The sequence below is a fragment of the Gordonia marina genome (genome assembly GCF_052036135.1).
In the GTDB taxonomy this organism is placed as follows: Bacteria; Actinomycetota; Actinomycetes; order Mycobacteriales; family Mycobacteriaceae; genus Gordonia.
This window is the reverse complement of sequence record NZ_JBPSDN010000009.1, coordinates 127,137-152,722: the sequence shown is the minus strand read 5'-3', so window position 1 is coordinate 152,722 and position 25,586 is coordinate 127,137. Positions and strand designations below refer to the sequence as shown.

Sequence of the window (25,586 nt, the reverse complement as noted above, 5' to 3'; positions counted from 1 at the left end):
GAGGCATGAGCGATCCGGACGACGAAGTGGACCAGCGCGAGGACTACGAGACCGACCAGCTGCAGCCCGAGGACACGCTGGAAGCCATGGAGTTGTCCGATGTCCTCGACCGCGGGTACTCGCCGCCGGACCACCGGCCGGCCGAGCACCCCGAGCACGAGGATCTGGACGAGCGGCTGGCCGACGAGGAGCCGGACGTCTTCGCCGCCGAGGACGAGGCGGAGCGCGACCCGGACTTCCCGTCGAACGACGAGGTCGGCGACCGCCGCGCCGGACGCCTGGTGGCTCCGGACGAGGGCAGCCTCCCGGACGTGGACGCGCAGCTGCTCGCCACCGATGCGGGCGTCGACGGGGCCGGAGCCTCCGCCGAAGAGGCCGCGATGCACGTGATCGACTCCCAGTAGGTCATGGATTCGGAAAAACTGGTCGACGTCGGCGTCAACCTGATCTCGAGTTTCGGAGCGCGGGCGCTGAGCCTGACGTCGGTGGCACGACAGGCCGGCGTCGCGCGCGCCACCGCCTATCGCATGTTCGGCGGCCGGGACGCGCTGGTCGCCGCGATCGTGCAGCGCGAGCTCACGCTGATGCGCGAGAAGCTGGTCGAGTGGGGCGCCGATGAGCCCGACGTGGGGGCGCGCGTGCACAAGCGCGTCGTCGAATCGCTGCGCTACATCCGCGAGCACGAGGCCCTGCAGTACGTGCTCACCCATGAGCCGGAGGAGATCGTCGGGGCGCTGGTGACCGCGCGATCCGACACCGAACCGTCGCTCATCGAGATGATCGTGGAGGCCACTCTCCCCGAGCTCGAGGACGACGAGGCCGCTGCGCTGTACCCCAACGCGCGCGCCGGCGTGGAGTTCATGGTGCGCACCGTCTACTCGTGCATGCTGGTGCCGCAGAGCGCGTTGAGCGACAGGGAGATCGCGGACCTCGTGGTTCGCGCCATCGTTCGCCGATGAGTCACGCCGCCCCGATACGCTGAGCGGTATGACTGGCAACGGGACACGGTCCGCGCGCGGGATCTACATCGCCTCGGCCGAGGGGGACACCGGAAAATCGACCGTCGCGCTGGGCGTGCTGGTCCAGCTGGCCGCCACCGGGGGACGCGTCGGCGTGTTCCGGCCGATCTCGCGGGGCGGGGCGGGCGAGCGCGACTACATCCTCGATCTGCTCATCGAGTACACCACCGTCGACGTCTCCTACGAGGACTGCGTCGGCGTCACCTACGACGACGTCCACGCCGACCCGGACGCGGCGATCGCCGAGATCGTCTCCCGCTACCACGCGATGGCGAAGTACTGCGACAACGTGGTGATCGTCGGATCGGACTACACCGACGTCGCCTCGCCCTCGGAGCTCAGCTACAACGCGCGGATCGCGGCGAACCTGGCGGCGCCGGTGCTGCTGGTGGTGAAGGCGCTGGACCGCACGCCCGCCGAGGTCGTGTCGATCATCGAGCTGCTGGTCGCCGACATCCGCGCCTCGCACGCCGCCGTCGCCGGGGTGGTGGCCAACCGCGCCGACGAGCACCAGCTCGCCGAGGTCCACGCCGCGATCGAGGACACCGGCTGCCGCGCGTGGGCCGTGCCGGAGGAGCCGCTGCTGATGGCGCCGACGATGGCCGAACTGGCCGAGGCCCTCGATGCCACGCTGTACAGCGGCGACCCCGACCTGCTCGACCGGGAGGCCATCGGCGTGATGGTCGGCGGCATGACCGTCGAGCACATCCTGGAGCGGCTCAGCGAGTCGATGGCGGTGATCGCCCCCGCGGACCGCTCGGACGTGCTGCTCTCGCTGGTGAACGCCAACGCGGCGCAGGGCTTCCCACGGCTCGCGGGCATCATCCTGAACGGTGGGCTCCGGCCGCACCCGATGATCGACGCGCTGGTCAAGGGCCTGCGGCCGACGCTCCCGATCCTGCAGTGCGACCACGGCACGTACGAGACGGCGCGGATCGCGTCGACCACGCGCGGGCGGATGGCCGCCGGTTCGGTGCGGAAGATCGACGCCGCGCTCGCGCTCGCCGAGCGGTACCTGACGGCGTCGCCGGAACTGCTCTCGGAACTGAACCTGCATGTCTCGGACGTGGTGACGCCGCAGATGTTCGAGTACCAGCTGCTGGCCCAGGCCAAGTCCGACCCGCAGCACATCGTGCTGCCGGAGGGCAACGACGACCGCATCCTCCGCGCCTGCGACCGGCTTCTGCGGCGCGGCGTCGCCCGGCTGACCCTGCTCGGGAACGCCGACGCGGTCCGCCGCCGCGCCGACGAGCTGGGCGTGGACCTCACCGAGGTCGACGTGCTCGACCCGCAGACGTCGCCGCTGGTCGACGAGTTCGCCGCGGCCTACGCGCAGCTCCGCAAGCACAAGGGCGTGACGCTCGACCGGGCCATGGAAGTGGTGCGCGACGAGTCGTACTTCGGCACCATGATGCTGCACACCGGCATGGTCGACGGCATGGTCTCCGGTGCGGTGCACACCACCGCGCAGACCATCCGGCCGGCGTTCGAGATCATCAAGACGCAGCCGGGCGTGTCCACGGTGTCGTCGGTGTTCTTCATGTGTCTGGCCGACAAGGTGCTCACCTACGGCGACTGCGCCGTGGTGCCCGACCCGACGGCCGAGGAACTGGCCGACATCGCGATCTCGTCGGCGGCCACCGCGGAGGCCTTCGGGATCGAGCCGCGGGTGGCGATGCTGTCGTACTCGACGGGCGGGTCGGGCTCCGGCGCCGACGTCGACAAGGTGCGCACCGCCACCGAACTGGTCCGCGAGCGCGCCCCGGAGCTGCTGGTCGAGGGGCCGATCCAGTACGACGCCGCCATCGAGCCGTCCGTCGCGAGCACCAAGATGCCGAACTCGCTGGTGGCCGGCAAGGCGACGGTGCTGATCTTCCCGGACCTGAACACCGGCAACAACACCTACAAGGCGGTGCAGCGCAGCGCGAGCGCCATCGCCATCGGCCCGGTGCTCCAGGGGCTCAACAAACCGATGAACGACCTCTCCCGCGGCGCCCTGGTCTCCGACATCGTCAACACCGTCGCCATCACCGCGATCCAGGCGCAGAACCTCTCTCGCGCCGCCGCCTCCGCCGACTGAGGTCTCGACGGCGATGTCGGTGGCCCTTCGACCCCATGTCCTTCGACCGCGCGTCCTTCGACGGCGCGTCCTTCGACCGCGCGTCCTTCGACGGCGCGTCGTCGCAGGCTCCGCCACGCCTGCTCAGGAACCGTCTTACGCAGGCTCCGCCACGCCTGCTCAGGAACCGTCTTACGCAGGCTCCGCCACGCCTACTCAGGCCCCGCGAAGTCGAGACCACTGTTCCCCGCCGAACCCCTGTCCGCAGCCGGCCGAGCCGGCCCGAGTCCCGTTGCCGAGATCCATCCGCCGCCGGCTGAGCCCTTCGACTTCGCTCAGGAACCACCGGCCGAGGCGCTGGCCGAGACCGTGTCGAAGCCAAGCCGCTAGCAGAGAGCAGAGAACATGACCGCACCCAAGGTCGACATCGCCCCCGGCGCCGTACTGGTGATCAACGCGGGCTCGTCGTCGCTCAAGTACCAGCTGATCGACCCGCACACCGAGCAGGTCTACGCCGACGGCCTGGCCGAGCGGATCGGCGAGCCCACCGGCTCGGCCATCACCCACGAGGCGAACGGCCGCAACCGCCGGATCGACGTCGCGCTGCCCGATCACGCGGCGGCGATCGCCAAGGTCGCCGAACTGCTCCGCGAGGACGGCATCTTCCTGCGCGAATCCGGACTCGCGGCGGTCGGTCATCGCGTGGTCCACGGCGGCCGGACCTTCCACGCCCCGACCGTCATCGACGACGAGGTCCGCGCCGAGATCGAGCGCATCGCGCCGCTCGCCCCGCTGCACAACCCGCCCAATCTGGTCGGTATCCAGGCGGTGTCGGCGCTGCTCCCGGACGTGCCCGCGGTCGGCATCTTCGACACCGCCTTCTTCCACGACCTGCCCGCCGACGCGGCGACCTACGCGCTCGACGCCGAGGTGGCGCAGAAGTACGCGATCCGCCGGTACGGCTTCCACGGCACCAGCCACCAGTACGTGTCGCGCCGGGCGGCGGAGTTCCTGGGGCGCGACTACGGCGACGTGAATCAGATCGTGCTGCACCTGGGCAACGGTGCGTCGGCGTCGGCGATCCGGGGCGGCCGCCCGATCGACACGTCGATGGGCATGACCCCGCTGGAGGGCCTGGTGATGGGCACCCGCACCGGCGACATCGACCCCGGCATCGCCTTCCAGCTCGCCCGCGTCGGCGGCATGAGCATCGACGAGATCGACCACCTCTACAACAAGAGGTCCGGGCTGAAGGGACTGTCCGGCGACAACGACTTCCGCGCCATCCTGGAGCGCGTCGACGCCGGCGACGAGGCCGCCGCTCTCGCCTACCACGTCTATCTGCACCGGCTGCGCCACTACCTCGGCGCGTACATGATCGAGCTCGGCCGGGTGGACGCGATCGTCTTCACCGCCGGTGTCGGCGAGAACGCCGCTCCCGTCCGCGCGGATGCCCTGGCGCACTTGGAGATGTACGGCATCGAGATCGACCCGGATCGCAACGCGGTGCGCTCGCCGGAGCCGCGCCGGATCTCGACGGATGCGTCCTCCGTGGCCGTCCTGGTGGTCCCGACCAACGAGGAACTGGAGATCGCGCGCCAGGCCGCCGCGGTGGTCGCCGGCGCCTGACCGGGTGGCTTCGTCGGCCACCCCCGAATACCGGGTCACGAGGGACGATTCCCCTCGTGACCCGGTATTCGGGAACGACCGACGCGGTATCGCCGCGAGGTGTGGGCCGCTGGGGTGTTCGCTCGACCTGCTCATCGCCGCGCCGCCGCATGTGCACTCTGCGTGCCTGCTCACCGGGAATCCGGCGGACATCGTCGGGCTGGATGACGTGCCCGAGGCCGGGTCGAGCCGAGGGCGGCGTCAGGCGTCGTACAGCCGGAGGAGCAGGCGCAGGACCTTGATCGCCATCGCCTTGTCCAGGGGTTCGTTGCCGTTCCCGCACTTCGGCGACTGGATGCACGACGGGCAGCCGAATCGGCACGCGCACGACTCGACCGCGTCGGCGGTGGCCGCGATCCACGCGCGGAACGCCTCGTAGCCGCGCTCGGCGAAGCCCGCGCCACCCGGAAAACCGTCGTACACGAACACCGTCGGAAGGCCGGTCCCCGGATGGAGATTGGTGGAGAGGCCGCCGATGTCCCAGCGGTCGCAGGTGGCGACCAGGCCGAGCATGCCGATGGCGGCGTGCTCGGCGGCGTGCAGCGCACCGGGGAACTTGTCGGGCGCGATCCCGGCGGCGATCAGCGTCTCGGGCTCGATCGTGTACATCACCGCGCGGGTCGGCAGGGTCTCCTCGGGCAGGTCGAGCGGCACCGAATCGAGGATCTCTCCGGAGAGCGCTTTGCGCAGGTAGCCGACCACCTGATCGGTCACCACCACCTCGGTGAAGGCGACGGTCAGCGGCCCGAAGGTCCGGGCGTCGAGGGTGCGGATCACCTCCACCTCGCTGACCTCGCGGACCGAGGTGGTCCAGTCCGGTTCCTCCGGGTGTGCCAAGGCGAGGCACTCGTCGAGGTCGAGTTCGTCGACCACGAAGCTCTCGCCCTGGTGCAGGTAGACGGCACCGGGATGCACGCTCTGCTTGGCGCGGGCCGAGTCGACGGTCCCGAGCAGCCGCGACGTCGTCGAGTCGACGATGAGCACCTGGCCGCCGATACCGCCGCGGATGTCGATCTCGGACCACGGGTCCAATCCGGGGGCCGGATACCAACCGGCCTTGCGGCGCCGGAGCAGGCCCTGCCGGGTGAGGTCGTCCACGGCCTCGTGCGCGTCGAACGCGGTGACGTCGGCCTCGGTGAGCGGTGATTCCGCCGCGGCGCACAGCAGGTGCGGGCCCAGGATGTAGGGGTTGGACGGGTCGGTGACGGTCGCCTCGACGGGCCGGTCGAGGAGGGCTTCGGGATGGTGCACGAGATAGGTGTCGAGCGGGTCGTCGCGGGCGACCAGCACCACCAGCGAGCCTTCGCCGCGGCGCCCGGCACGACCGGCCTGCTGCCAGAACGAGGCGACCGTGCCCGGGTATCCGGCGACGACCACCGCGTCGAGGCCGCTGATGTCCACGCCGAGTTCGAGGGCGTTGGTGGTGGCGACGCCGAGCAGCTCGCCGTCGGCGAGGGCGCGCTCGAGGCGGCGGCGGTCGTCGGCCAGGTACCCGGCGCGGTAGGCGGCCACCCGCTGGGTCAGGGCCGGTGCGGATTCGGCGAGCAGTTGCTGGGCGCGTAGCGCGGTGATCTCCGCGCCCCGGCGGCTGCGGACGAAGCACAGGGTGCGTGCGCCCTCGATCACGAAGTCGGCGAGTAGCCGGGCGGCCTCGGCGCCGGCCGGCCGGCGGACCGGGGCGTCGTTCTCGCCGCGGTGCGCATCGTCGGTGAAGCCGGGTTCCCAGAGGGCGACGGTGCGCTCCCCGTGCGGGGAGGAGTCGCCGGTCACGGCCACGACCTCGTCGTTGATCAGCCGGGAGAGGGCCTGCGCGGGATTGGCGACGGTGGCGCTGGCACCGATCACGACGGGGTCCGCGCCGTACATGCGCGCCAGGCGAAGGGTGCGTTGCAGGACCAGTGCCGTGTGCGAGCCGAAGACACCCCGGTAGTGGTGACATTCGTCGACGACGATGTAGCTCAGCCGCGCGAAGAACTGACGCCACTTGGCATGGGTGGAATTGATCCCGAGGTGAAGCATGTCCGGGTTGGTGAAGATCCAGCGGGAGTGCAGGCGCGCCCACTGGCGGAGTTCCTGCTCGGTGTCACCGTCGTACATGCACGGCTGCAGATGGCTGTAGGCCGGCCGGCCCGCGATGAGCTGGGAGACGGCGCGCAGCTGATCCGTTCCGAGGGCTTTGGTGGGGGAGAGGTAGAGCGCGGTGGCGAGCGGGTCGTCGGCGAGGCGGCTGAGGATCGGGAGCTGGTAGGCGAGCGACTTGCCCGACGCGGTGCCCGTGCAGATGCACACGTCGCGGCCGGCCACCGCGTGGTCGGCCGCCTCGATCTGATGCCGCCACGGCCGGGCGATCCCGCGCTCGGTGAAGGTCTCCCGCACCTGCGCCGGCACCCACTCCGGCCAGTCGGCGAACTGCGCGGTCCGCGTGGGGATCACCGCGGTGTGGGTGAGGGGACTCTCGGACTCCGGGTCCTCGCCGGCGAGGGTGCGTTGCAGCAGTTCGGTGCCGTAGGTGGCCTGCTCCATTCCATCCCTTCCGGTCGTCGTGCCCGATGTTCCATCGTAGTCGCGGGCGGGTGGTGCGCCTCGTCGCCGTTTCCGCACCGCGCGGCGTTCTCGTCGGTGCGGCCGGTCGTGCTTAGCTGGACCGGCCGGGCCGCGGCGGCGAGTGCGCGTGACCCGGTTCGTCGGCAGGGAGGCAGAAGATGGCACTGGGCACCGTGAAGTGGTTCAACTCGGAGAAGGGCTACGGCTTCATTGCGCCGGACGACGGCAACCGCGACGTCTTCGTCGATTACACCGAGATCGCCGGCGAGGGCTTCCGGACGCTCGCCGAGGACCAGCGCGTCGAATACGAACTCGGGCAGAGCGATCGTGGGCTGCAGGCGACGGGCGTCCACCCCGCCTGACCCCCACACCGGCCGAGGAGTCGAGACCCTGCCCGCGGGCCGAGCCGCACCATGCTGATCGAGCGAAGTCGAGATCGCGTTCACCGTCTCCGGCGAGATCACTCCCCGCCACTGTCCTGACTGTGACGTCCATCCGGCCACCGGACCAGTACATCTCTGAATCGACGCTGGTCGGGCACGGTTGGCCAACGGCAGACCGAATGTCTACGTCACAGTAGGGACAAACGTTGCGCCTGTCGGGCCCCATCCGCCGGTTGAGCCCGACGGGCCGGGCCTCGCTGTTTGAGCGAGTCGGGTCTGGGCCCGCTGGTTGAGCCGGTCGGGCCCGCCAGGGCCCGGCCGAGTCGAGACCTCGGCCCGGACGAGAGTGCGTGGCCTCGACGGGCTCAGCCGACGGCGGGCGCAGTCCGAAGCCCAGGCCGGTCGGCACCACGCAGATCGAGGTCGCCCCCGCCGTTGTCCCGACTGTGACGTCTATTCGGCCACCGGACCAGTACATTTCTGAATCGACGCTGGTCGGGCACGATCGGCCAACGCCAGACCGAATGCCTACGTCACAGTACGGTCAGACGTTGCGCCTGTCGGCCCGAATCGGCGTCCTGCCCGCCGTAGAGTCGTGGGGGTGAGCCAGTTGTCGTTGTTCTCCGCCGAGACGGAGGACCCCGCGATCGACGACCTCGCCGGACTCCTTGCGGCACAAGGGCAGTCGACGCACATGGCCTTCGGTGCGCGGGTATCGGTGGTGGTCGCCGCACGGTGGCGGGCGCAGGCCATCTGCGACGACATCCGTGCCACGGGTCTCGAAGCGGAGATCGCCGAATCCGAGGAGGGTTCGCCGATGGCGCGCACCGAGGCCAACCCCCGGCTCACCGCACTGCACCGGCGCTGGTCGGCGGGCGCGGTGAAGACCGTCCCGGAAGCGTGGGCGCCGTCGCCGCGGGCATTGCGCCTCTGGGTTCTCGCGTCGGGCCACCCGGAGGGTGCGCACTACGTCCTCGGCCTCGACCCGCATGCCCCCGACACTCACGGCCCGCTGGCGACCGCCCTGATGCGGGTGGGCATCGCGCCGACCCTGGTCGGCTCGGGCGGCCAGCATCCGGCGCTCCGGGTGACGGGCCGCAAGCGCCGGACCCGGCTGCTGGAGACCGTCGGCGGTCCGCCCCCGGTGGCCGAGGCCTACGCCTCCTGGCCCACCCCCTAGTCGCCGCGTGACCGCCGGGGACCGTGCAGGCTTCTCCGGGGAGGAGCGCCCCGCGGTGCGAACCAACGGGTCGCGGGCCGGTACGGAATCACCCTCGAGTCAGTGAACGCGGTGGGTTCCCGCGTCGATCGATCGTTGCGCGGGTGCCTGATCCCGGCCGTTGTACGCGGTCCTCGGTGGCCTCAGCGGGCCGACTCGGCGAAGCGGCGATGTGCAGAAGACGCTATATATAAGGTACAACGGCAACGAGCAGCGATTCATCAGAGCGAAGGGCACCCGTGGCCGCCACCGACACCGATTCTCCCGCCGTCCGGCGACTCGTCATCGTCGAGTCCCCGACGAAGGCCCGCAAGATCGCGGGCTACCTCGGCGGGAACTACATCGTGGAATCCTCGCGCGGACACATCCGTGACCTGCCGCGCGGTGCGGCCGATGTGCCGGCCAAGTACAAGGGGCAGCCGTGGGCGCGCCTCGGGGTCAACGTCGACGACCGCTTCGAACCGCTCTACGTGGTGTCCGCGGACAAGAAGTCGACGGTCACCGAGCTGAAGTCCCTGCTCAAGCAGGTGGACGAGCTCTACCTCGCCACGGACGGTGACCGCGAGGGGGAGGCCATCGCCTGGCACCTCCTGGAGACGCTGAAGCCGAAGATCCCGGTGAAGCGGATGGTCTTCCACGAGATCACCGAGCCCGCGATCCGTGCCGCCGCGGAGAACCCGCGCGACCTCGACATCGACCTGGTCGACGCCCAGGAGACCCGCCGCATCCTCGACCGCCTCTACGGCTACGAGGTCTCGCCGGTGCTGTGGAAGAAGGTCATGCCGAAGCTGTCGGCGGGCCGTGTGCAGTCGGTGGCGACGCGCATCATCGTCGACCGCGAGCGCGAGCGGATGGCCTTCGTCTCCGCCGACTACTGGGACATCGCCGCCACCATGGACGCCGGAGCCGAGGCGTCGCCGCGCACCTTCGGCTCGCGACTGCTGTCGGTGAACGACGCCCGCGTCGCCACCGGCCGAGACTTCGGCCCGGACGGCAAGCTCCGCAAGAACGACGTCGTCGTGCTCGACGAATCGGGTGCGAACGCGCTGGTCGCCGGCCTGCAGAACGCGCAGCTCACCGTCACCTCGGTGGAGGAGAAGCCGTACACGCGCCGTCCGTACGCGCCGTTCATGACGTCGACGCTGCAGCAGGAGGCCGGCCGCAAGCTGCGCTTCTCGTCGGACCGCACCATGCGCACCGCGCAGCGGCTGTACGAGAACGGCTACATCACCTACATGCGTACCGACTCGACCACGCTGAGCGAGTCGGCCATCAACGCCGCGCGCAACCAGGCGCGGGAGCTGTACGGACCGGAGTTCGTGCACGCGACGCCGCGCCAGTACAACCGCAAGGTCAAGAACGCGCAGGAAGCACACGAGGCGATCCGCCCCGCCGGAGACACCTTCAAGACGCCCGGGCAGCTCGCCTCGGCGCTGAACACCGACGAGTTCCGGCTGTACGAGCTGATCTGGCAGCGGACCGTCGCCTCCCAGATGGCCGACGCCAAGGGCACCACCATGACCCTCCGGATCGGCGGCACCGCCGCCACCGGTGAGCGGGTGGTCTTCGCGTCGTCCGGCCGCACCATCACCTTCCCCGGCTTCCTGTCCGCGTACGTCGAGGGCGTCGAGGAGCAGACCGACACCAAGGCCGACGACGCCGAGAACCGTCTCCCGAATCTGCGCGAGGGGCAGGCGCTCACCGCGTCGTCGCTCACCGCCGACGGGCACACCACCAACCCGCCCGCCCGCTACACCGAGGCCTCGCTGGTCAAGGTGCTGGAGGATCTCGGGATCGGGCGGCCGTCGACGTACGCGTCGATCATCGGCACCATCCAGGACCGCGGCTACGTGGTGAAGAAGGGCAACGCCCTGGTGCCGTCGTGGGTGGCGTTCGCCGTGGTCGGCCTGCTGGAGAGCTACTTCAACAGCCTCGTCGACTACGACTTCACCGCGGCCCTCGAGGACGACCTCGACCAGATCGCGAACGGCTCCGCCGACCGCACCCGCTGGCTCAGCGAGTTCTACTTCGGCGCCGAGGACCAGGGCGCGGCCGACGACGACGGTTCCGCGCACGAGATCGCCAACCTCGGCGGGCTGAAGAAGCTGGTCGGCGTGAACCTGGAGGGCATCGACGCCCGCGAGGTGAACTCGATCAAGCTGCTCGACGACGAGCAGGGGCGGCCGATCTTCGTCCGCGTCGGCCGCTACGGCCCCTACCTGGAGCGCAATGTCGCCGGTCCGGACGCGGAGCCGGACCTGCAGCGTGCGAATCTGCCCGCCGACATGACGCCCGACGAGCTCACCCTGGAGGTGGCCGAGAAGCTGTTCTCGACCCCGCAGGAGGGGCGCGTGCTCGGTGTCGACCCGGTCACCGGCCACGAGATCGTCGCCAAGGAGGGCCGTTTCGGCCCGTACGTCACCGAGATCCTGCCGTCCGACGACGATGAGGACGGCGGCGAGGCCGCCCCGGCGACCATCCCGCAGGGCCCGACCCCGCGCGACGGCGGATCGCCGCTGCCCAGCACTGCCGGCGAGGAGGTGGTGGCTCTCGACGAGGTCGCCACGGCCGGTTCGGTCGCGACCAAGGCTCCGGCCAAGAAGGCGGCGAAGAAGGTCGCCAAGAAGGCGGCTCCGAAGCCGCGGACCGGGTCGTTGCTGCGCACCATGGACATCTCGACGGTGACCCTCGAGGACGCGCTGAAGCTGCTGTCGCTTCCGCGTGTGGTCGGGGTCGATCCGGCGAGCGGCGAGGAGATCACCGCGCAGAACGGCCGGTACGGGCCGTACCTGAAGAAGGGGAGCGACTCGCGGTCGCTGGCCACCGAGGAACAGCTGTTCACGGTGACCCTCGAGAAGGCGCTCAAGCTGTACGCCGAGCCGAAGCGGCGCGGTCGTGCCGCGGCCGCTCCGCCGCTGCGCGAACTGGGTGAGGACTCGGCCAGCGGGCAGCCGATGGTGATCAAGGACGGCCGCTTCGGCCCGTACGTCACCGACGGCGAGACCAACGCCAGCCTCCGGAAGGGTGACGAGGTCGCCACCATCACCCCGGAGCGGGCGATGGAACTGCTGGCGGAGCGTCGTGCGCGGGGCCCGGCCAAGAAGGCCGCGAAGAAGACCACCAAGAAGGCGGCGGCCAAGAAGGCCCCGGCGAAGAAGACGGCGGCGAAGAAGACCGCCGCCAAGACGAGCGCCGCCAAGAAGTCGACGGCGGCGAAGAAGACGACCGCCACCAAGTCGACGACGGCCAGGAAGACCGCCGCGAAGAAGACGACCTCCACGTCCACTGCCGCGACCAAGTCCACCGCCGCGAAGAAGGCGCCGGCCAAGAAGGCTCCGGCGAAGAAGGCAGCGGCGGAGAAGGCAGCGGAGTAGGCGCCGGAACTCGCGGAATGGCCGGGGCCGTGGTCCCGACTGTGACGTCAGCAGGGGTTCTTCTCACCCCTGACCTGCGATTCCACTGCGGTGAGGCGGGATGGACGTCACGGTAGGGTCAGCGTCGGGTCGTACCTGAGGTCGGCCGCGGGCATCGGCAGGTGGTCGCCTCGCTCCACCACGGCGAGGACGGCCTTCTCGCGTTCGTCCCACTCGTGGACCACGTGCCGGTACGCGAACCGCATCGGCAGATAGCCCAGCCGGTACGCGATCAGGTCGCGCTCCCGGTCGATGTGGAATCGTTCGGTGGAGTAGTGGTACTCCTCGCCGTCCACCTCGATGATCAGCCGGTTGCCCACCAGGAGATCGACGCGGCCGAGTCCGGGGATCTCGACCTGGGTGCGAACCCGCAATCCGCGACGCCGGAGACGGAAGCGGGCCATCGACTCCGTCCCGGCCTCGGCCGTCGCGCATTCGTCGAGGAGCGACTGCACGGACCGTGGAGCGGTGCGGAGCGTCACCTCGATCTGGTCCGGGTCCATCAAGCCGAGATGCCGAATCGAGTCGAGCACCACGACGAGTCCCTCGTCGTCCAGGCAGCGCGCCGCATGCGCGAGGGCCGTCGGTACGTCGTCGACGGCGCCGTCTTCGGCGAGCGGGCGACCGTAGCGACGGCAGTAGCCACGGATCTTCCTGTTGTGCGCCGCGGGACGGGCGCGCTTGTGGACTCCGGTCGGCAGTTCGGGAATCCATACCCCGTGGAGTCTGAGCGCCGAGACGCAGCTGCACACTCCGCCGGCGGCCACCGCGGCGACGACAGCCGGATGCGCCGTATCGGTCGCGTACCAGCCGCGGCGCAGCAGCCGGAGACTTCCCTCGGCCAGCGCGTGCCGAAGCTCCGTCCGGGTCATTCCCGCCTTCTGCAGGGCGGCCCAGGAGGCCACACCACGGCCCTGTGCGAGGAGTCGATCGATACCCATGTGAACCACGCTCGACCACCGGGACCTGCGGCGATAGACCCGATGCGGCGATCCTGTGGACAATTCCGGTTGTCCACAGCGCGGAGGGCGCGGGGCTGGATTCCGGCCGTACCGTGACGTATAAGTCGCGGTCTCCGGGGGCGTCACGACTCGACCAGCGGGTTTGCGGACGGCGCCGAGACTGTCCGTCACGGTAGGGATACGCGTCGTGGCGACGGCTCGGACGGGCCGTCAGATCGGGCCGTCGGCGTTCGTCTCGACGTCCTCATCGGCCGCAACCTCGGCGATCACGTCGGGGGCGGTCTCGACCAGATTCGGCCGCGCGAGCAGGGTCTCGATACCGCGTCCGCGGAGTTCGATGCCCTCGCCGATCTGCCAGTGCTCGGCCTCGGCATCGCTGGCGAGGAAGACCGCGCGAGCCGAGCCGAGCACGCGGGTCGGCTCGTCCTTGGCCAGCTCGGTCAGCCGGGCCGCCTCGTTCACCGGGTCGCCGATCACCGTGTACTCCAGGCGCTGCTGGGCGCCGATGTGGCCGGCGACGGCCTTGCCCGCGGAGACGCCGATGCCCATGTCCACATCGCCCAGCCTGCGGGCCAGCTCGACCCGCAGCTCACGGCCCGCGGCCAGCGCCGCACCGGCGAAGTCGGCCTGATCCAGCGGGGCGCCGAAGACCGCCAGCGCGGCGTCGCCCTGGAACTTGTTGACGAAGCCGCCGTGCCTGCCGACCACCTCGACCACGATCTGGAAGAACTCGTTGAGCAGCTCCACCACCTCGCGCGGCGGGCGGTTCACCGCGAGCCGCGTGGACCCGACGATGTCGACGAAGAGCACCCCGACATAGCGTTCCTCGCCGCCGAGTTCGGTACCGCTCTCGATGGCCCGACGGGCCACGTCCTCGCCCACGTAGCGGCCGAACAGATTGCGGAGCTCCTGCCGTTCGCGCAGGTCGTCGACCATCTCGTTGAAGCCGGCCTGCAGGAGGCCCAGGTCGTTGCCGTCGTAGATCTTCACGGCGACGTTCAGGTTGCCGGCCCGCACCTGCCGCAGCGCGGTGCGCATCTGTTTGATCGGGTCGGTGATGGACCGGACCAGCCGGCTGATCGCGAGCAGGCCGAACACGATGGAGGCGACGGCCATCCACAGGATCGGCCGCTCGAGGTCCTGGGCGGAGGCGTCGATGGTGCCCACGCGCTGCAACACGATCAGCACGACGATGACGGACATCGGCACCGCCACGCTGACGGTCCAGAACGCCGCGATGCGCACCGCGACACCGGGCGCTTTCGCGGTCTCCGGATTGTTGGCCATCGCCGCGACGGTGATGGGCCGCAGCACCTTCTCGGACTGCATGAAGCTCCGCACCGCGGTGACCAGCGCGCCGATCAGGCTGGCGAGGCCCACCAGGATCGCGTTCTTCCCGGAGCTGCGGAGATTCAGCATGGCCAGGAGGACGCCGCCGAACATCCACAAGCCCAGGTTCACCGCGGTCAGCAGGCTGGGCAGGCGCAGAGCGCGCCGCCGGGCCGCTTCGTCGTCGAGCCTGGACCGGCGTCGATGCCAGATGAGCACCGGCATCGACAACTGGATGGAGGCCCAGGCGCCGACGGTGATCGCCACGACCAGATACACCAGGAAGTAGAGCTGATTCTGCGCGTTGATCTCGCCCAGCGAGATGGAGTCGGCGTCGGGCATGCCGAAGCGGAGGAACGCGAAAGTGAAGAGGGCGCCGATCAGGTTGGCGCGCAGCATGTCCAGGGCGAGGATCGGCCACGGAGTGTGCGAGAGCCAGCGCAGGGTATGTCCTGCACTCGCCAGGCGCGACCGATGCTTCACCACAAGACAACGGTACCGGGGTGCTTGCAGTAGTTAAACGCATCACCGTGAGTCCGGCTGTCTGAACAGGGCCTTACTCTGGTCCCTGTGACCAATGTCTTCGACGGGCTGATCGGCCAGGAAGCGCTGGCCGCGGAGCTGGCGGCCGCGGCCCGGGCGGCCCGCGGTGTGGCGGCCGAGCTGGACCACACCGACGCCGGCGCGGTCTCGATGTTCGGTGACGCCGAGCTGCCCGCCCCGAACTCGTCGGTGATGACGCACGCGTGGCTGTTCACCGGGCCGCCGGGGAGCGGTCGATCGGTCGCGGCGACGAGCTTCGCCGCGGCGTTGCAGTGCACCGACCCCGAGCGTGTCGGCTGCGGTGAATGCCGGGCGTGCACGACGGTCATGGGCGGCACGCACGGCGACGTCCGGCACATCGTGCCGGAGGGCCTGAGCATCGCGGTGAGTCAGATCCGGGAGATCGTGAAGCTGGCCGCACGCCGTCCGACGACGGGCCGCTGGCAGATAGTGATCGTGGAGGACGCGGACCGGCTCACCGAACACGGCGCGAACGCGCTGCTCAAAGCGGTCGAGGAGCCGCCGGAGCGCACGCTGTTCCTGCTCTGCGCACCGTCGGTGTCGCCCGAGGACATCTCGGTGACCATCCGTTCCCGGTGCCGGCACGTGGCGCTGACGGCGCCGCCGGTCGGCGCGATCGCCGAGGTGCTGATCCGCCGGGACGGCATCGACCCGGAGCGGGCGGCCTGGGCCGCCGGTGTCGCGGGCGGGCACATCGGCCGTGCACGACGACTGGCCACCGACGAGCTGGCCCGCAGCCAGCGCGAACAGGCGCTCGCCCTGGCCCGCGCCGCGGTCCGCGAGGGTGAGATGTACGCGGCGGGCGAGCTGCTGGTGTCCTCGGCGAAGACCGTCGCCGACGAGATCGCCGCCGAACTGAACGAGCCGGAGACGGCCGAGCTGATGACCGCGCTCGGCGCGGGCGGCACCGGCAAGGGCACCGCCCGGCCGCCCCGCGGGACGGCCGGCGCGATCAAGGAACTGGAGAAACGGCAGAAGGTCCGGCACACGCGGATCATGCGCGACACCCTCGACCGCGCGCTGGTCGACCTGGCGGCGCTCTTCCGCGACGCGCTCGCGCTGTCGATGGGCGCCTCGGTGGCGATGATGCATCCGGACCGGGCGGGTGACCTGTCCGGGCCGATCGCGTCGTTCGCGGCCCCGGAGAATCTGCTGCGCGCGCTGGAGGCGGTGCTGGACTGCCGCGATGCGCTGGAGAAGAACGTCAAACCGCGGTTCGCGGTCGACGCCATGATGGTGCAGCTCAGCCGGGAACTCTCCCGGCGCTCACGTCCGGCCTGAGCGTCCGGCCGGGCTCACCGCACCCCGCCTCCAGGTACCGGTCGTCAGGCGGTGGTCTCGCCCGAATCGCCGGCGTCCTCGGAGTCGTCGTGCTCGGCCAGCGGATCGTCGCCGCCGGCACCCTCGAGCACGGTCAGTTCGTTGTCGATCGCGGCGGAGACGGCCTCGGCCGCTTCCTTGATCTTGTGGGTGAAGTCGGACATGGACCCTCCTGAGTTCTCCGGAATCTCCTGTCGACTATAGGGATCCGGCGGGCGGGGCCGATCACCACTCGTCGAGAGTGGTGTATCCGTCTTGGACGGCGCGGGCGAAGAGCGCGGCCTTGCGTTTCGCCGGACGGCCGACGGCGGCGTACTTGGCGCGGATCCGGATGATGTGGGTACTCACCGTCGCCGGGCTGATGAACAGTTCACGCGCCGCGTCCTCCTTGGACTCGGCGCGCAGCCACGTGAGCAAGACCTCGATCTCGCGCTGCGAGAGGTTGGGGCGGCGGAATCCGGTGTCCCCGGCGGAGCGCTGGGGAGCGACGCACCGCAGCCGCGCCGGATCGGCGGCGTCGACCGGATCGTCGGGGACGGGGCCATGGTCGTCGACAAGCATCTCCGGACTCCTCTGACGGCTGCTGCGAAGGGGTACGGTCATCGTGTCGCCCGGGCTGCGCAGGGCGCGCGTCAAAACGTCGTCGAACCGCAAGTCGATACGCTTGTCGATACGACGACCTGGGGAAACGCAAGTGGGGAAGCGACGATGACGACGCTGGGACCGGACTCGGTCTACGGTCGCGAGGACCTCGGAAAGGCCCTCACCGAGCTGCGGCTCGCCAACGATCTGAGTGTTCGCGAGGTGGCCGCGGAGGCCGACGCGCTGGTCGGCACGGTGGCCGGCTGGTTCGCCGGGCAGCACGCGCCGACCCGGGCGAGCCGGGAGATGTTCGAGCGGGTCCTGACCGTCTGCGGTGTCGTCGATCCGGCCGGCCGCGAGGAGTGGTGGGCCGCGGTGGAGCGGACCGGCCGGCGCGGTGGACGCCGCCGCCAGCGCGCCGCGTCGCCCTACCGCGGATTCGATCCCTTCACCCCCGACGACAGTGCGCGGTACTTCGGCCGCGACGAGGTGATCGCCCGGGCGGTGGCGCTGGTTCGCCGGCGGAGTGAGGCCGCGGTGGATCCGGACCCGGGCGATTCCGGTGCGGTGCTGCGCCGGGCGGTGGTCGTGGTGGGGACGTCCGGGGCGGGCAAGTCGTCGCTGGTGCAGGCCGGCCTGCTGGCGCAGACGCGCGAGGGCGGCGCGCTCGCCGGCATGCCCGCGGTACTGATGACTCCCGGGGACCGTCCGGTGGCCGCGCTCGACGTCGCCCTGGACCGGCTGGCGGCCGCCGACGATGCCGCGAACGGTCCCGCGCTGCTGGTGATCGACCAGTACGAGGAACTGTGGACGCAGAGCACCGGCGCGGACCGCGCCGCGTTCGCCGAGCGGCTCGGCGAACGACTCGCCGGCCGCTCGGTGGTGCCGGTGCTCGCCCTGCGCGCCGACTTCTACTCCCAGGCGTCCGAGGTGCCCGGCCTGGCAGAGGCCTTCGCCGAAGCGCAGGTCGTGGTTCCCCGGATGACCGAGGAGCAGCTGCGGGAGGTGATCGTGCGTCCGGCCGAGACCGTCGGTGCGACGGTCGACGACGAGTTGGTGCAGCTGCTGCTCAGCGACCTGACGGCGCCGGGTTCGGGCGGCCGCGTCGACGCCGGGGTGCTGCCGCTCCTGTCGCACGCGTTGCGGGCCACCTGGGAGCAGTCCGACGGACGACGCCTCACCGTGGCCGACTACGTCAAGACCGGCCGGATCGACGGCGCCGTCGAGCAGACCGCGGAGGAGGTGTACGGCGAACTCGATTCGGGCGAGCAGACGATCGCGCGCGACCTGCTGCTCGTCATGGTGAACGTCGACGAGGACACCGTCACCCGCCGCACCCTGCACCTCGACGAGGTGACCGGCGAACCGGTCCACCGGGTGCTGGAGGCCTTCGCCGATGCGCGCCTGCTGACGTTGAGCGCCACCTCGGTCCAGGTGACGCACGAGGCGCTGCTGACCGCGTGGCCCCGGCTGACCGGGTGGCTCGACGCGGACCGCGAGCGGCTGCTGCTGCAGCGCCGACTGCGCGCGCTCAGCGAACCCTGGGACGCCGACGGGCGGCCCGACGACCTGCTGCCCGGTCGTGCGCGGCTCGAGCTCTTCGCGCCGTTGGAGGCGGGCGCCGAGTCGGGCGTCGCCGATCGGACGAGCCGGGAGTTCCTCCACGCCGGACACCAGAAGGTGGCGCAGGAGGACGCGGCCGAGCGCCGCCGAACCCGCCAGCTGCGGCGGTTCGCCTGGTCGGCGGCGATCTTCGGACTGGTCGCCGTGCTGGCGGCCGTCCTCGCCGTCGTCGCCGGCCGGAGCGCGGTGCACGACCGGAACGACGCCGAGCGGTCCCGCAACGAGACCCTGAGCCGGCAGCTCGCGATCCAGGCGAATCAGTTGCGTGACCGGGATCCGCTGCTGGCCGCGCAGCTCGCGATGGTCGCCTATCGGACGGCCCCCACCATCGAGGCGCAGTCGACGCTGATCGACACCATGGCGATCGGAGTGCCGACGCGGTTCACCGGCGCGGGCGGGTCGTTGCTGCTGTCGCGGGCCGGTTCGCTGATGGTCGCGGCGAGCAGCAGCGGCCAGGTCCGGCTGTTCCGCCTCGCCGACGACGGGATCGACCGGCAGATCGGCGAGTTCCGCGCGGCCGACGGCACCGAGGAACACCTGGGCGGGGTCGCGCTGACCCCCGACGGTCAGACGCTGCTGCTCGGCGGCCACAGCCTGATCCAGGTGTGGGATGTCGCCGATCCCGCGCATCCGCGCAGGACCGGCGCGGTGCCGGACGTGCGCGGTGACGCGAATGCGCTCACCACCAGCCCGAACGGGGAGTATCTGGCAGCCGCCGAGCTCGGTGCCGGATTGCAGGTGTGGCGCCGCGGCGGCGCCTCGGCCGGGAACGCCGACTGGCGGCCGGTCGCGGTCCCGGGCGATCCGGGCACCGTGTCAGGCGCGGTCGAGTTCACCCCGGACGGTCGCGGGCTCGCGTCGAGCACCGTCAACCAGCGGGTCGACCTGTGGGCCGTCGACGGCGACAGCCTGCGGCCGACCGGGCGGATCGATCTCGGCTGGCGTGACAATCAGCTGGCCCAGGGACTGGCCTACAGCCCGGACGGCAAGACGCTGTACGCGGCGCTGCGCAGCCGCACCATCGGCGTCTGGGACGTCGCCGATCCGGCCGCGCCGAAGCGGCTGCCCGACCTGGAAGGCCACACCAGCTACGTCTCGGCCCTCGACATGGGTACCGACGGCGACACCCTGGTCAGCGCGGGTGCGGACAACACCGTCCAGGTGTATCGCCTCGACCGGCCCGGCGGTGCGCCGCGGATCCTGCCGGTCGCCGCGAACTCGTCGTCGGCGTTGCTGGTCGGCGACCACGTGGTCTCCGCGAGCGATGACGGCCGCATCCAGGACTGGCCGCCCGTGACGAACCGGACCGTCGTCGGTCCCAAGACCGTGTTTCAGATCCCGTACAGCGCGCGGAGCCGCCGGCTGCTGGCCGCCGACACCGAGATCGACGGGCGTCTGACGCAGTGGCGGGTGGACGACGGTGCGTTGCACAGTGGCGGCCCGGTGCTGCTGCCGCCCGCCGGGGCGGTGTTCTCCGGCGCGGTGGTCGTGACTCCGGACGGGGACACGGCGACCCTCGGCTCGGTGTCCGGCACCGTCTACTTCGCCGACTACAGCGACCCCGCGCGGCCGCATCTGCTCGGCAGCGTCCTGGCGGGCACGGGACTGAACGAGACGGTGGACTACAGCGCGGCCTCGCATCTGGCGGTGACCGGCGGTACCGATCAGCGCGCCCTCACCGTGGTGGACGCCGCCGATCTGACGGCGCCGCGCGTGGCCGGGACCTTCGATTCCGGCAGCGGGGTCTGGTGGGCGTCGCTCAGCCCGGACGGGCGGCGCGCCGCCGTCGCCACCAACTCCGGGCAGGTACGACTGCTCGATCTGAGCGATCCCGCGCACCCGCGCGCGTACCCGAATCCGCTGGACTTCAACGGTTCCGCGCTGGCCGTGCGGTTCTCCGCCGACGGAAAGCGGATCGTCGCGACATCCGAGGACAAGTCGGTAGCCGTCGCCGACGTGTCCGATCCGGATCATCCGCGGACCGTCGCGGTGATGACCGGTCCGGCCGGGCAGCTCTACAGCGCGGCCTTCTCCCCGGACGGCAAGCGGATCGTCGCCGGGGGCGGCAACTCGGAGATCTGGGTCTGGTCGCTCACCGGCCACGGCGCGCGCGAGGACGTGGTGCTGCATTCGTACCCGGGCACCGTGTTCGACGTGCGGTTCCTGACCGGCGGCGAGATCGTCGCCGCGGGCCAGGGCGGGCTGATCATGTCATGGCAGATCGACTCCGGCGACCTGGTCGGCGCGGCCTGCGCCCGTCCGGGCGACCGCATCAGCCGGGCCGAATGGGACACCTACCTGCCGGGCGTGCCGTACCAGCCGCCCTGCTGACGGGCCGCGGCCGAGCGGTCTCGTCGGTCACCCCCGAATGTCGGGCCACGGCGGAATCGTCCCTCGCGACCCGGTATTCGGGGGTGGCCGACGCGGCCCGACGTGTGGAAGGGCTCACCGGCGATGCCCATGTGGTCCCTGTGCGGCCCGCTCTCGATGGCGGTATCGCAGCAGTTTCACGCCGAACACAGACTTCGACGGTGTCAGGTGGCCGGCTCAGAAGAGCGTGAGGGCGGGCTCCCGGGGTGTGACCTCGGTGTCGTTCGGGTCCGGGGCGGGCGCGGGTTCGGGCCGGGCCAGGCCGTGGCGGGCGACGAGCGGCGCCATCTTCTCGCGCAGGCGGGCCGAATACTCCGGGCGGACGTAGCCGCCGCGGGCGTACAGGGAGCGGTAGCGGCGGACCAGCGCGGGATGGTGCTCGGCGAGCCACTCCAGGAAGACGCCCTGCGTCGCGCCGCGCAGGTGCAGCGGAAACGCGGTGATGCGGGCGGCGCCGGCGTCGGCCAGCGCGGCGAGGAGCGCGTCGAGCTGCGAGGAGTCGTCGGTGAGGTAGGGGACCACCGGGGCCACCATGACGTGCGGTGCCAGGCCGGCGTCGGCGAGTGCGGCGATCAGGTCGAGCCGGGCGCGCGGGGAGGGCGCGCCCGGATCGAGTTGCTTGCGCAGGTCGTCGTCGAGCATGGCCAGCGAGACGCCGACGCTGACGTCGACCGAGCCGCGTGCCGCGCGGAGCAGCGGGAGGTCGCGGCGCAGCAGGGTGCCTTTGGTGAGGATCGACATGCCGGTGCCCGACTCGGCCAGTGCGCGGATCACGCCGGGCATCAGCCGGTAGCGGCCCTCGGCGCGCTGGTAGGGGTCGGTGTTGGTGCCGAGGGCGACGGTCTCCCGCTTCCACGACTTGCGGCGTAATTCCTTGCGGAGCACCGCGGCGACGTTGAGTTTCACGACGATCTGCGAATCGAAGTCGTGCCCGGGGTTCAGGTCGAGGTATTCGTGGGTCGGGCGGGCGAAGCAGTATCGGCAGGCGTGAGTGCAGCCGCGCATGGTGTTGACCGTGTAGGTGAACGGCAGCTGCGCGCCCTCGGGGATCTTGTTCAGCGCGCTCTTCGCGAGCACCTCGTGGAAGGTGATGCCCTCGAACTCGGGAGTCTGCACGGTGCGGACCAGCCCGGCCCGGTCCAGGCCGGGCAGTCCGCCGTCGTCGGCATCCGCCGCCTGACTCGACCACCGCATGATTCAATACGAACATGCGTTCGAGTCTTCGTCAAGGCGGCGTGGTCAGGGCCGGAGAAAGACGACGTAGATCACGGCGGCCACGGCGACGATGGCGATGTTCACGGCCAGGCGGGGCCAGAGGTCGGCCCGACCGCGGAGAAACAGCACGTCGACGCCCGCGACCAGCACGATCATCCCGATCACATAGAGGATGGCGATCAGCTTGGCGCTCATCTTCTGACCCTACCGTGGCGTAGGGCGGGCCGGGAGGCCGCCGGAAGTGTCGAGAATCTTGAACAGATGCGGACCGCCGATACGCGTAACTTCCGGGAAATGAAACTACGTGTAACGCTCGTCACAGCGGTTCTGATGGCATCGGCCCTGGTCGGAGGGGTGATGTCGCCGCGCGCGGCCGCCGATCCGCCACCGTCGGGCAGGGTGTCCGGCGACGTTCCCTACAACCTGTACACGCACGGCTTCCTGAGTACGCCGATCGTCGGCTACCGCACGACCGATCGCGGTCCGGTGCGCAGGATCGGCGGCGATCCGATCGCCGGGATGGGCTCCTGGCCCAAGACGGCCTCCCCGGACGGGCGGTTCCTGGTGGTCGGCGCCGCGGTGCCGGCACAGCTGCGTAGCTACGCGATCGACTGCGCCGGACGCCTCCACCTGCGGCAGAGCGCGTCGTTGCCGGACGTTCCCGTCGGGCTCGAATTCGCTCCGGACGCACGGACCTTCTACGTGACGATGGGGGTGACCGGCGCCAGGATTCAGGCGTACCGGCTCGGCGGTGACGGGGTGGCGCACCGGATCGGGGCGCCCCGTCCGCTGGGTCTGCCCGTCGACGGGCTGGGCACGGTCGCCGTCACGCCGAACGGCAAGTCGTTGATCGTCGGCAGCTACCTGCTGCACCAGTTGCTCCGGTTCGACCTGCGGGCCGATGGCACCGTCGGCGCCCTTCGGCAGCGGCTCGCGACCGGGAGTGGCCCGATCTTCCCGGTCATCACGCCGGACGGCAGGCACGTCTACATCATGAACGAGACCGGCAACAGCGTGTCAGGCTACAACATTCTCGGCGACGGCCGGATCGTTCCGACCGGACAGCCCGAACAGCCGACGGGGCTCTTCCCGCACGTTCCGGCGGTCACCCCCGACGGCAGGTTCATGTACGTGCCGAATCTGGCGTCGACCTTCATCAGCGTGTTCGCGATCAACCGGAACGGCACGCTGCGGGCCCTGCCGAATGCGCAGGCGGGCACCGGTGCGCTCGGCCCGATGCCGGAGTCGGCGTCGCTCTCGCCCAGCGGTAAGGCGCTCTGGACGCTCGGCCAGGACGCGGCGACGGGCACCTGCATCCTGCAGCGGTTCTGGGTGCGGCCGAACGGCACGCTGCGTCACGACAAATCGGTCTACGTCGACACCGGGACCCTGGTGTCCGACGGCAAGATCATCACCATCGCGCCCGGCTACTGACCCGCGCGTTTCGGGTCAGGTCTCGTCGGCCTGATCGTCGGGCCGTCGTGCACGGCGACGCTGTTCCTCCGCTCGTTCGCGGGCCTTGCGGCGGAACTCGGCGTCGTCGTGCGCACGCACGGCCGCTTGATACTCGGGCCGCTCATACTCGGGGAAGCCGGTCGTCCGGGGCGGGGGCGTGGCCGCGGCACCCTCCGGGCGCCCGACCAGCAGCCACATGATGGAGCCGACCAGCGGCAGCAGGATCACGATCACCAGCCAGATCACCTTCGGCAGGTGCCGGACCCGGTATTCGTCGGCGACGATCACATCGACCAGGGCGATCACCCAGATCGCCAGCACGATCAGGCCGAGATACGGCACGACGACCTCCCGAGACGGACATTCCGGATAGTTCGTCTTACTCTAGCGCGGAGACCATCGGGTCGTGGCCGGCCCCGTCGGTGACCGGACGCGAGTGGAGACGGAACGTCGTCGGCGATCGCCCGGACGAACGACGAAGGCCGTGACATCAGAGGATGTCACGGCCTTCGTCGTGGAGCCGCCTGGGGGAATCGAACCCCCGACCTATTCATTACGAGTGAATCGCTCTGCCGACTGAGCTAAGGCGGCGTGCCGCGCGAGACGACAGCGCTCACGATCGTACCGAGCGGGTCGGGCGTGAGGCAAAACGGGGTCAGGCGGTGACGCCTTCGGCCCGGGCGGCGTCGGCGACGGCGGCGGCCACGGCGGGTGCCACCCGCGGGTCCAGGGCGCTCGGGACGATGTAGTCCGCGGCGAGGTCGTCGCCCACGACACCCAGGATCGCCTCGGCGGCGGCCAGCTTCATGCCCTCGGTGATCCGCCGGGCGCCGGCGTCGAGCGCCCCGGCGAAGACGCCGGGGAAGGCGAGGACGTTGTTGATCTGGTTCGGGAAGTCGCTGCGCCCGGTGGCCACGATCGCGGCGTGCTGGGCGGCGACGTCGGGGTGGATCTCCGGATCGGGATTGGACATGGCGAACACGATCGCCTCGCCGGCCATGGCGGCGACGGCGGCTTCGGGGACGGTGCCCGCCGAGACGCCGATGAAGACGTCGGCGCCGGTCAGCGCCTCGGTGATGCCGCCACGGAGACCGCGCGGATTGCTCCAGCTCGCCAGGTCGGTCTTGAACTCGTTCAGGTCGGTCCGGTCGGTGCCGATGATCCCCTTGGAGTCCAGGATGACGATGTCGCCGATCCCGGCCGCGCGCAGGATCTTGGCGCAGGCGACCCCCGCGGCGCCGGCGCCGGAGATCACCACACGCAGGCCGTCGAGGTCGCGTCCGAGATGCCGGGCCGCGGCCTTGAGGGCGGCCAGCACGACGATCGCGGTGCCGTGCTGGTCGTCGTGCATCACCGGGCAGTCGAGCGCTTCGATCAGCCGCCGCTCGATCTCGAAGCAGCGGGGCGCGGAGATGTCCTCCAGATTCACCGCGCCGAAACTCGGCCGCAGGCGGATGATCGTCTCGACGATCTCGTCCGGATCGGTGGTGTCCAGCACGATCGGGATCGAGTTGAGGCCCGCGAACGTGCGGAACAGGGCCGACTTGCCCTCCATGACGGGGAGGGAGGCGCGCGGGCCGATGTCGCCGAGTCCGAGGACGGCGGTGCCGTCGGAGACCACGGCCACCAGGCGATCGGTCCAGGTGTACTCGTCGACCAGCCGCGGCTCGGCGGCGATGGCGCGCGAGACCTGCGCGACCCCCGGGGTGTAGACGATCGAGAGGTCGCGCTGGGTGTCGATCGGAGCGCGCAGTTCGACGGAGAGCTTGCCACCGACGTGGGCGGCGAAGATCTCGTCGTCGGTGATGGGGGTGGCGATGCTGGTATCTGGCGTGGTGGTCACGGTCGCTCCTTCGAGTGG

General features: G+C 70.7%; 19 protein-coding genes and 1 tRNA gene. 10 read left to right on the top strand and 10 right to left on the bottom strand.

From position 1 onward, the window contains the following. Nucleotides 1–5 precede the first annotated feature (5 nt). The 4 genes from ACSEEN_RS07930 (at nt 6) to ACSEEN_RS07915 (ending at nt 4,707) form a co-directional block, all read left to right on the top strand. Entirely contained in the window at nt 6–404 is a 399-nt protein-coding gene (locus ACSEEN_RS07930) for a DUF5709 domain-containing protein (RefSeq protein ID WP_247865390.1), read from the top strand. Between the two features lie 3 nt (nt 405–407). Beyond that, nucleotides 408–959, top strand: coding sequence for a TetR/AcrR family transcriptional regulator (locus ACSEEN_RS07925; RefSeq protein ID WP_440712861.1), 552 nt, complete (start codon nt 408–410; stop codon nt 957–959). Between the two features lie 28 nt (nt 960–987). Further along, nucleotides 988–3,099, top strand: coding sequence for a phosphate acetyltransferase (pta, locus tag ACSEEN_RS07920; RefSeq protein WP_440712860.1), 2,112 nt, complete (start codon nt 988–990; stop codon nt 3,097–3,099). 384 nt (nt 3,100–3,483) lie between these two features. Further along, the gene (locus ACSEEN_RS07915; protein WP_440712859.1) at nt 3,484–4,707 is read left to right on the top strand and encodes an acetate kinase; all 1,224 of its coding nucleotides are present in this window, start codon (nt 3,484–3,486) and stop codon (nt 4,705–4,707) included. Nucleotides 4,708–4,947: 240 nt separating this feature from the next. On the opposite strand, the gene ACSEEN_RS07910 is transcribed toward ACSEEN_RS07915, so the two are convergent. Continuing rightward, nucleotides 4,948–7,269 (bottom strand): DEAD/DEAH box helicase, encoded by a 2,322-nt coding sequence (locus tag ACSEEN_RS07910; protein ID WP_440712858.1) that lies wholly within the window; start codon nt 7,267–7,269, stop codon nt 4,948–4,950. Nucleotides 7,270–7,448: 179 nt separating this feature from the next. On the opposite strand from ACSEEN_RS07910, the gene ACSEEN_RS07905 reads away from it, so the two are divergent. From ACSEEN_RS07905 to topA, 3 genes are all read left to right on the top strand, one after another. Continuing rightward, on the top strand, nt 7,449–7,652 hold the full coding sequence (locus ACSEEN_RS07905; protein WP_440712857.1) for a cold-shock protein: 204 nt from the start codon (nt 7,449–7,451) through the stop codon (nt 7,650–7,652). A 622-nt stretch (nt 7,653–8,274) separates the two neighbouring features. After that, a complete protein-coding gene (locus ACSEEN_RS07900) occupies nt 8,275–8,853 on the top strand; it encodes a hypothetical protein (protein WP_298441491.1) in 579 nt (192 codons plus the stop codon). 278 nt (nt 8,854–9,131) lie between these two features. Next, entirely contained in the window at nt 9,132–12,266 is a 3,135-nt protein-coding gene (gene topA, locus ACSEEN_RS07895) for a type I DNA topoisomerase (protein ID WP_440712856.1), read from the top strand. A 107-nt stretch (nt 12,267–12,373) separates the two neighbouring features. Here topA and ACSEEN_RS07890 read toward each other — a convergent pair whose 3' ends face one another. Both ACSEEN_RS07890 and ACSEEN_RS07885 read right to left on the bottom strand, forming a co-directional pair. Further along, nucleotides 12,374–13,246: a DUF559 domain-containing protein gene (locus tag ACSEEN_RS07890; RefSeq protein ID WP_440712855.1), complete on the bottom strand. Its 873-nt coding sequence runs from the start codon at nt 13,244–13,246 to the stop codon at nt 12,374–12,376. A 231-nt stretch (nt 13,247–13,477) separates the two neighbouring features. Further along, a complete protein-coding gene (locus tag ACSEEN_RS07885) occupies nt 13,478–14,995 on the bottom strand; it encodes an adenylate/guanylate cyclase domain-containing protein (RefSeq protein WP_440712871.1) in 1,518 nt (505 codons plus the stop codon). 171 nt (nt 14,996–15,166) lie between these two features. On the opposite strand from ACSEEN_RS07885, the gene ACSEEN_RS07880 reads away from it, so the two are divergent. Continuing rightward, nucleotides 15,167–16,441 carry a DNA polymerase III subunit delta' gene (locus tag ACSEEN_RS07880; protein ID WP_440712854.1) on the top strand — a complete coding sequence of 425 codons (1,275 nt, stop codon included), beginning with the start codon at nt 15,167–15,169 and terminating at the stop codon, nt 16,439–16,441. Between the two features lie 44 nt (nt 16,442–16,485). Here the strand turns inward: ACSEEN_RS07880 and ACSEEN_RS07875 are convergent, their stop codons facing one another. Further along, nucleotides 16,486–16,644 (bottom strand): hypothetical protein, encoded by a 159-nt coding sequence (locus tag ACSEEN_RS07875; protein WP_440712853.1) that lies wholly within the window; start codon nt 16,642–16,644, stop codon nt 16,486–16,488. A gap of 61 nt (nt 16,645–16,705) precedes the next feature. Beyond that, nucleotides 16,706–17,041, bottom strand: a complete 336-nt coding sequence (locus ACSEEN_RS07870; RefSeq protein ID WP_440712852.1) for a LuxR C-terminal-related transcriptional regulator — start codon at nt 17,039–17,041, stop codon at nt 16,706–16,708. 147 nt (nt 17,042–17,188) lie between these two features. Between ACSEEN_RS07870 and ACSEEN_RS07865 the strand changes: the two genes are divergently transcribed. Beyond that, nucleotides 17,189–21,016 carry an nSTAND1 domain-containing NTPase gene (locus ACSEEN_RS07865; protein WP_440712851.1) on the top strand — a complete coding sequence of 1,276 codons (3,828 nt, stop codon included), beginning with the start codon at nt 17,189–17,191 and terminating at the stop codon, nt 21,014–21,016. A 216-nt stretch (nt 21,017–21,232) separates the two neighbouring features. On the opposite strand, the gene ACSEEN_RS07860 is transcribed toward ACSEEN_RS07865, so the two are convergent. Both ACSEEN_RS07860 and ACSEEN_RS07855 read right to left on the bottom strand, forming a co-directional pair. Then, nucleotides 21,233–22,249 (bottom strand): Rv2578c family radical SAM protein, encoded by a 1,017-nt coding sequence (locus tag ACSEEN_RS07860; protein WP_440712850.1) that lies wholly within the window; start codon nt 22,247–22,249, stop codon nt 21,233–21,235. A 45-nt stretch (nt 22,250–22,294) separates the two neighbouring features. Next, on the bottom strand, nt 22,295–22,465 hold the full coding sequence (locus ACSEEN_RS07855) for a hypothetical protein (RefSeq protein WP_440712849.1): 171 nt from the start codon (nt 22,463–22,465) through the stop codon (nt 22,295–22,297). 135 nt (nt 22,466–22,600) lie between these two features. Between ACSEEN_RS07855 and ACSEEN_RS07850 the strand changes: the two genes are divergently transcribed. Continuing rightward, nucleotides 22,601–23,704 (top strand): lactonase family protein, encoded by a 1,104-nt coding sequence (locus ACSEEN_RS07850; RefSeq protein WP_440712848.1) that lies wholly within the window; start codon nt 22,601–22,603, stop codon nt 23,702–23,704. 15 nt (nt 23,705–23,719) lie between these two features. Here ACSEEN_RS07850 and ACSEEN_RS07845 read toward each other — a convergent pair whose 3' ends face one another. From ACSEEN_RS07845 to ACSEEN_RS07835, 3 genes are all read right to left on the bottom strand, one after another. Then, a complete protein-coding gene (locus ACSEEN_RS07845) occupies nt 23,720–24,067 on the bottom strand; it encodes a PLD nuclease N-terminal domain-containing protein (protein WP_440712847.1) in 348 nt (115 codons plus the stop codon). 173 nt (nt 24,068–24,240) lie between these two features. Beyond that, a tRNA-Thr gene (locus ACSEEN_RS07840) sits at nt 24,241–24,316 on the bottom strand. Between the two features lie 64 nt (nt 24,317–24,380). Then, complete coding sequence (locus tag ACSEEN_RS07835) at nt 24,381–25,568, bottom strand: NAD(P)-dependent malic enzyme (RefSeq protein ID WP_440712846.1); 1,188 nt, start codon at nt 25,566–25,568, stop codon at nt 24,381–24,383. Nucleotides 25,569–25,586: the final 18 nt, after the last annotated feature.

Excerpts from the sequence above, each read along its gene's own strand:
- ACSEEN_RS07930 (WP_247865390.1), top strand. The coding sequence starts at position 6 with ATGAGCGATCCGGACGACGAAGTGGACCAGCGCGAGGACTACGAGACC.
- ACSEEN_RS07925 (WP_440712861.1), top strand. The coding sequence starts at position 408 with ATGGATTCGGAAAAACTGGTCGACGTCGGCGTCAACCTGATCTCGAGT.
- pta (WP_440712860.1), top strand. The coding sequence starts at position 988 with ATGACTGGCAACGGGACACGGTCCGCGCGCGGGATCTACATCGCCTCG.
- ACSEEN_RS07915 (WP_440712859.1), top strand. The coding sequence starts at position 3,484 with ATGACCGCACCCAAGGTCGACATCGCCCCCGGCGCCGTACTGGTGATC.
- ACSEEN_RS07910 (WP_440712858.1), bottom strand. The coding sequence starts at position 7,269 with ATGGAGCAGGCCACCTACGGCACCGAACTGCTGCAACGCACCCTCGCC.
- ACSEEN_RS07905 (WP_440712857.1), top strand. The coding sequence starts at position 7,449 with ATGGCACTGGGCACCGTGAAGTGGTTCAACTCGGAGAAGGGCTACGGC.
- ACSEEN_RS07890 (WP_440712855.1), bottom strand. The coding sequence starts at position 13,246 with ATGGGTATCGATCGACTCCTCGCACAGGGCCGTGGTGTGGCCTCCTGG.
- ACSEEN_RS07885 (WP_440712871.1), bottom strand. The coding sequence starts at position 14,995 with ATGCTGCGCGCCAACCTGATCGGCGCCCTCTTCACTTTCGCGTTCCTC.
- ACSEEN_RS07875 (WP_440712853.1), bottom strand. The coding sequence starts at position 16,644 with ATGTCCGACTTCACCCACAAGATCAAGGAAGCGGCCGAGGCCGTCTCC.
- ACSEEN_RS07870 (WP_440712852.1), bottom strand. The coding sequence starts at position 17,041 with ATGCTTGTCGACGACCATGGCCCCGTCCCCGACGATCCGGTCGACGCC.
- ACSEEN_RS07865 (WP_440712851.1), top strand. The coding sequence starts at position 17,189 with ATGACGACGCTGGGACCGGACTCGGTCTACGGTCGCGAGGACCTCGGA.
- ACSEEN_RS07860 (WP_440712850.1), bottom strand. The coding sequence starts at position 22,249 with ATGCGGTGGTCGAGTCAGGCGGCGGATGCCGACGACGGCGGACTGCCC.
- ACSEEN_RS07855 (WP_440712849.1), bottom strand. The coding sequence starts at position 22,465 with ATGAGCGCCAAGCTGATCGCCATCCTCTATGTGATCGGGATGATCGTG.
- ACSEEN_RS07850 (WP_440712848.1), top strand. The coding sequence starts at position 22,601 with ATGGCATCGGCCCTGGTCGGAGGGGTGATGTCGCCGCGCGCGGCCGCC.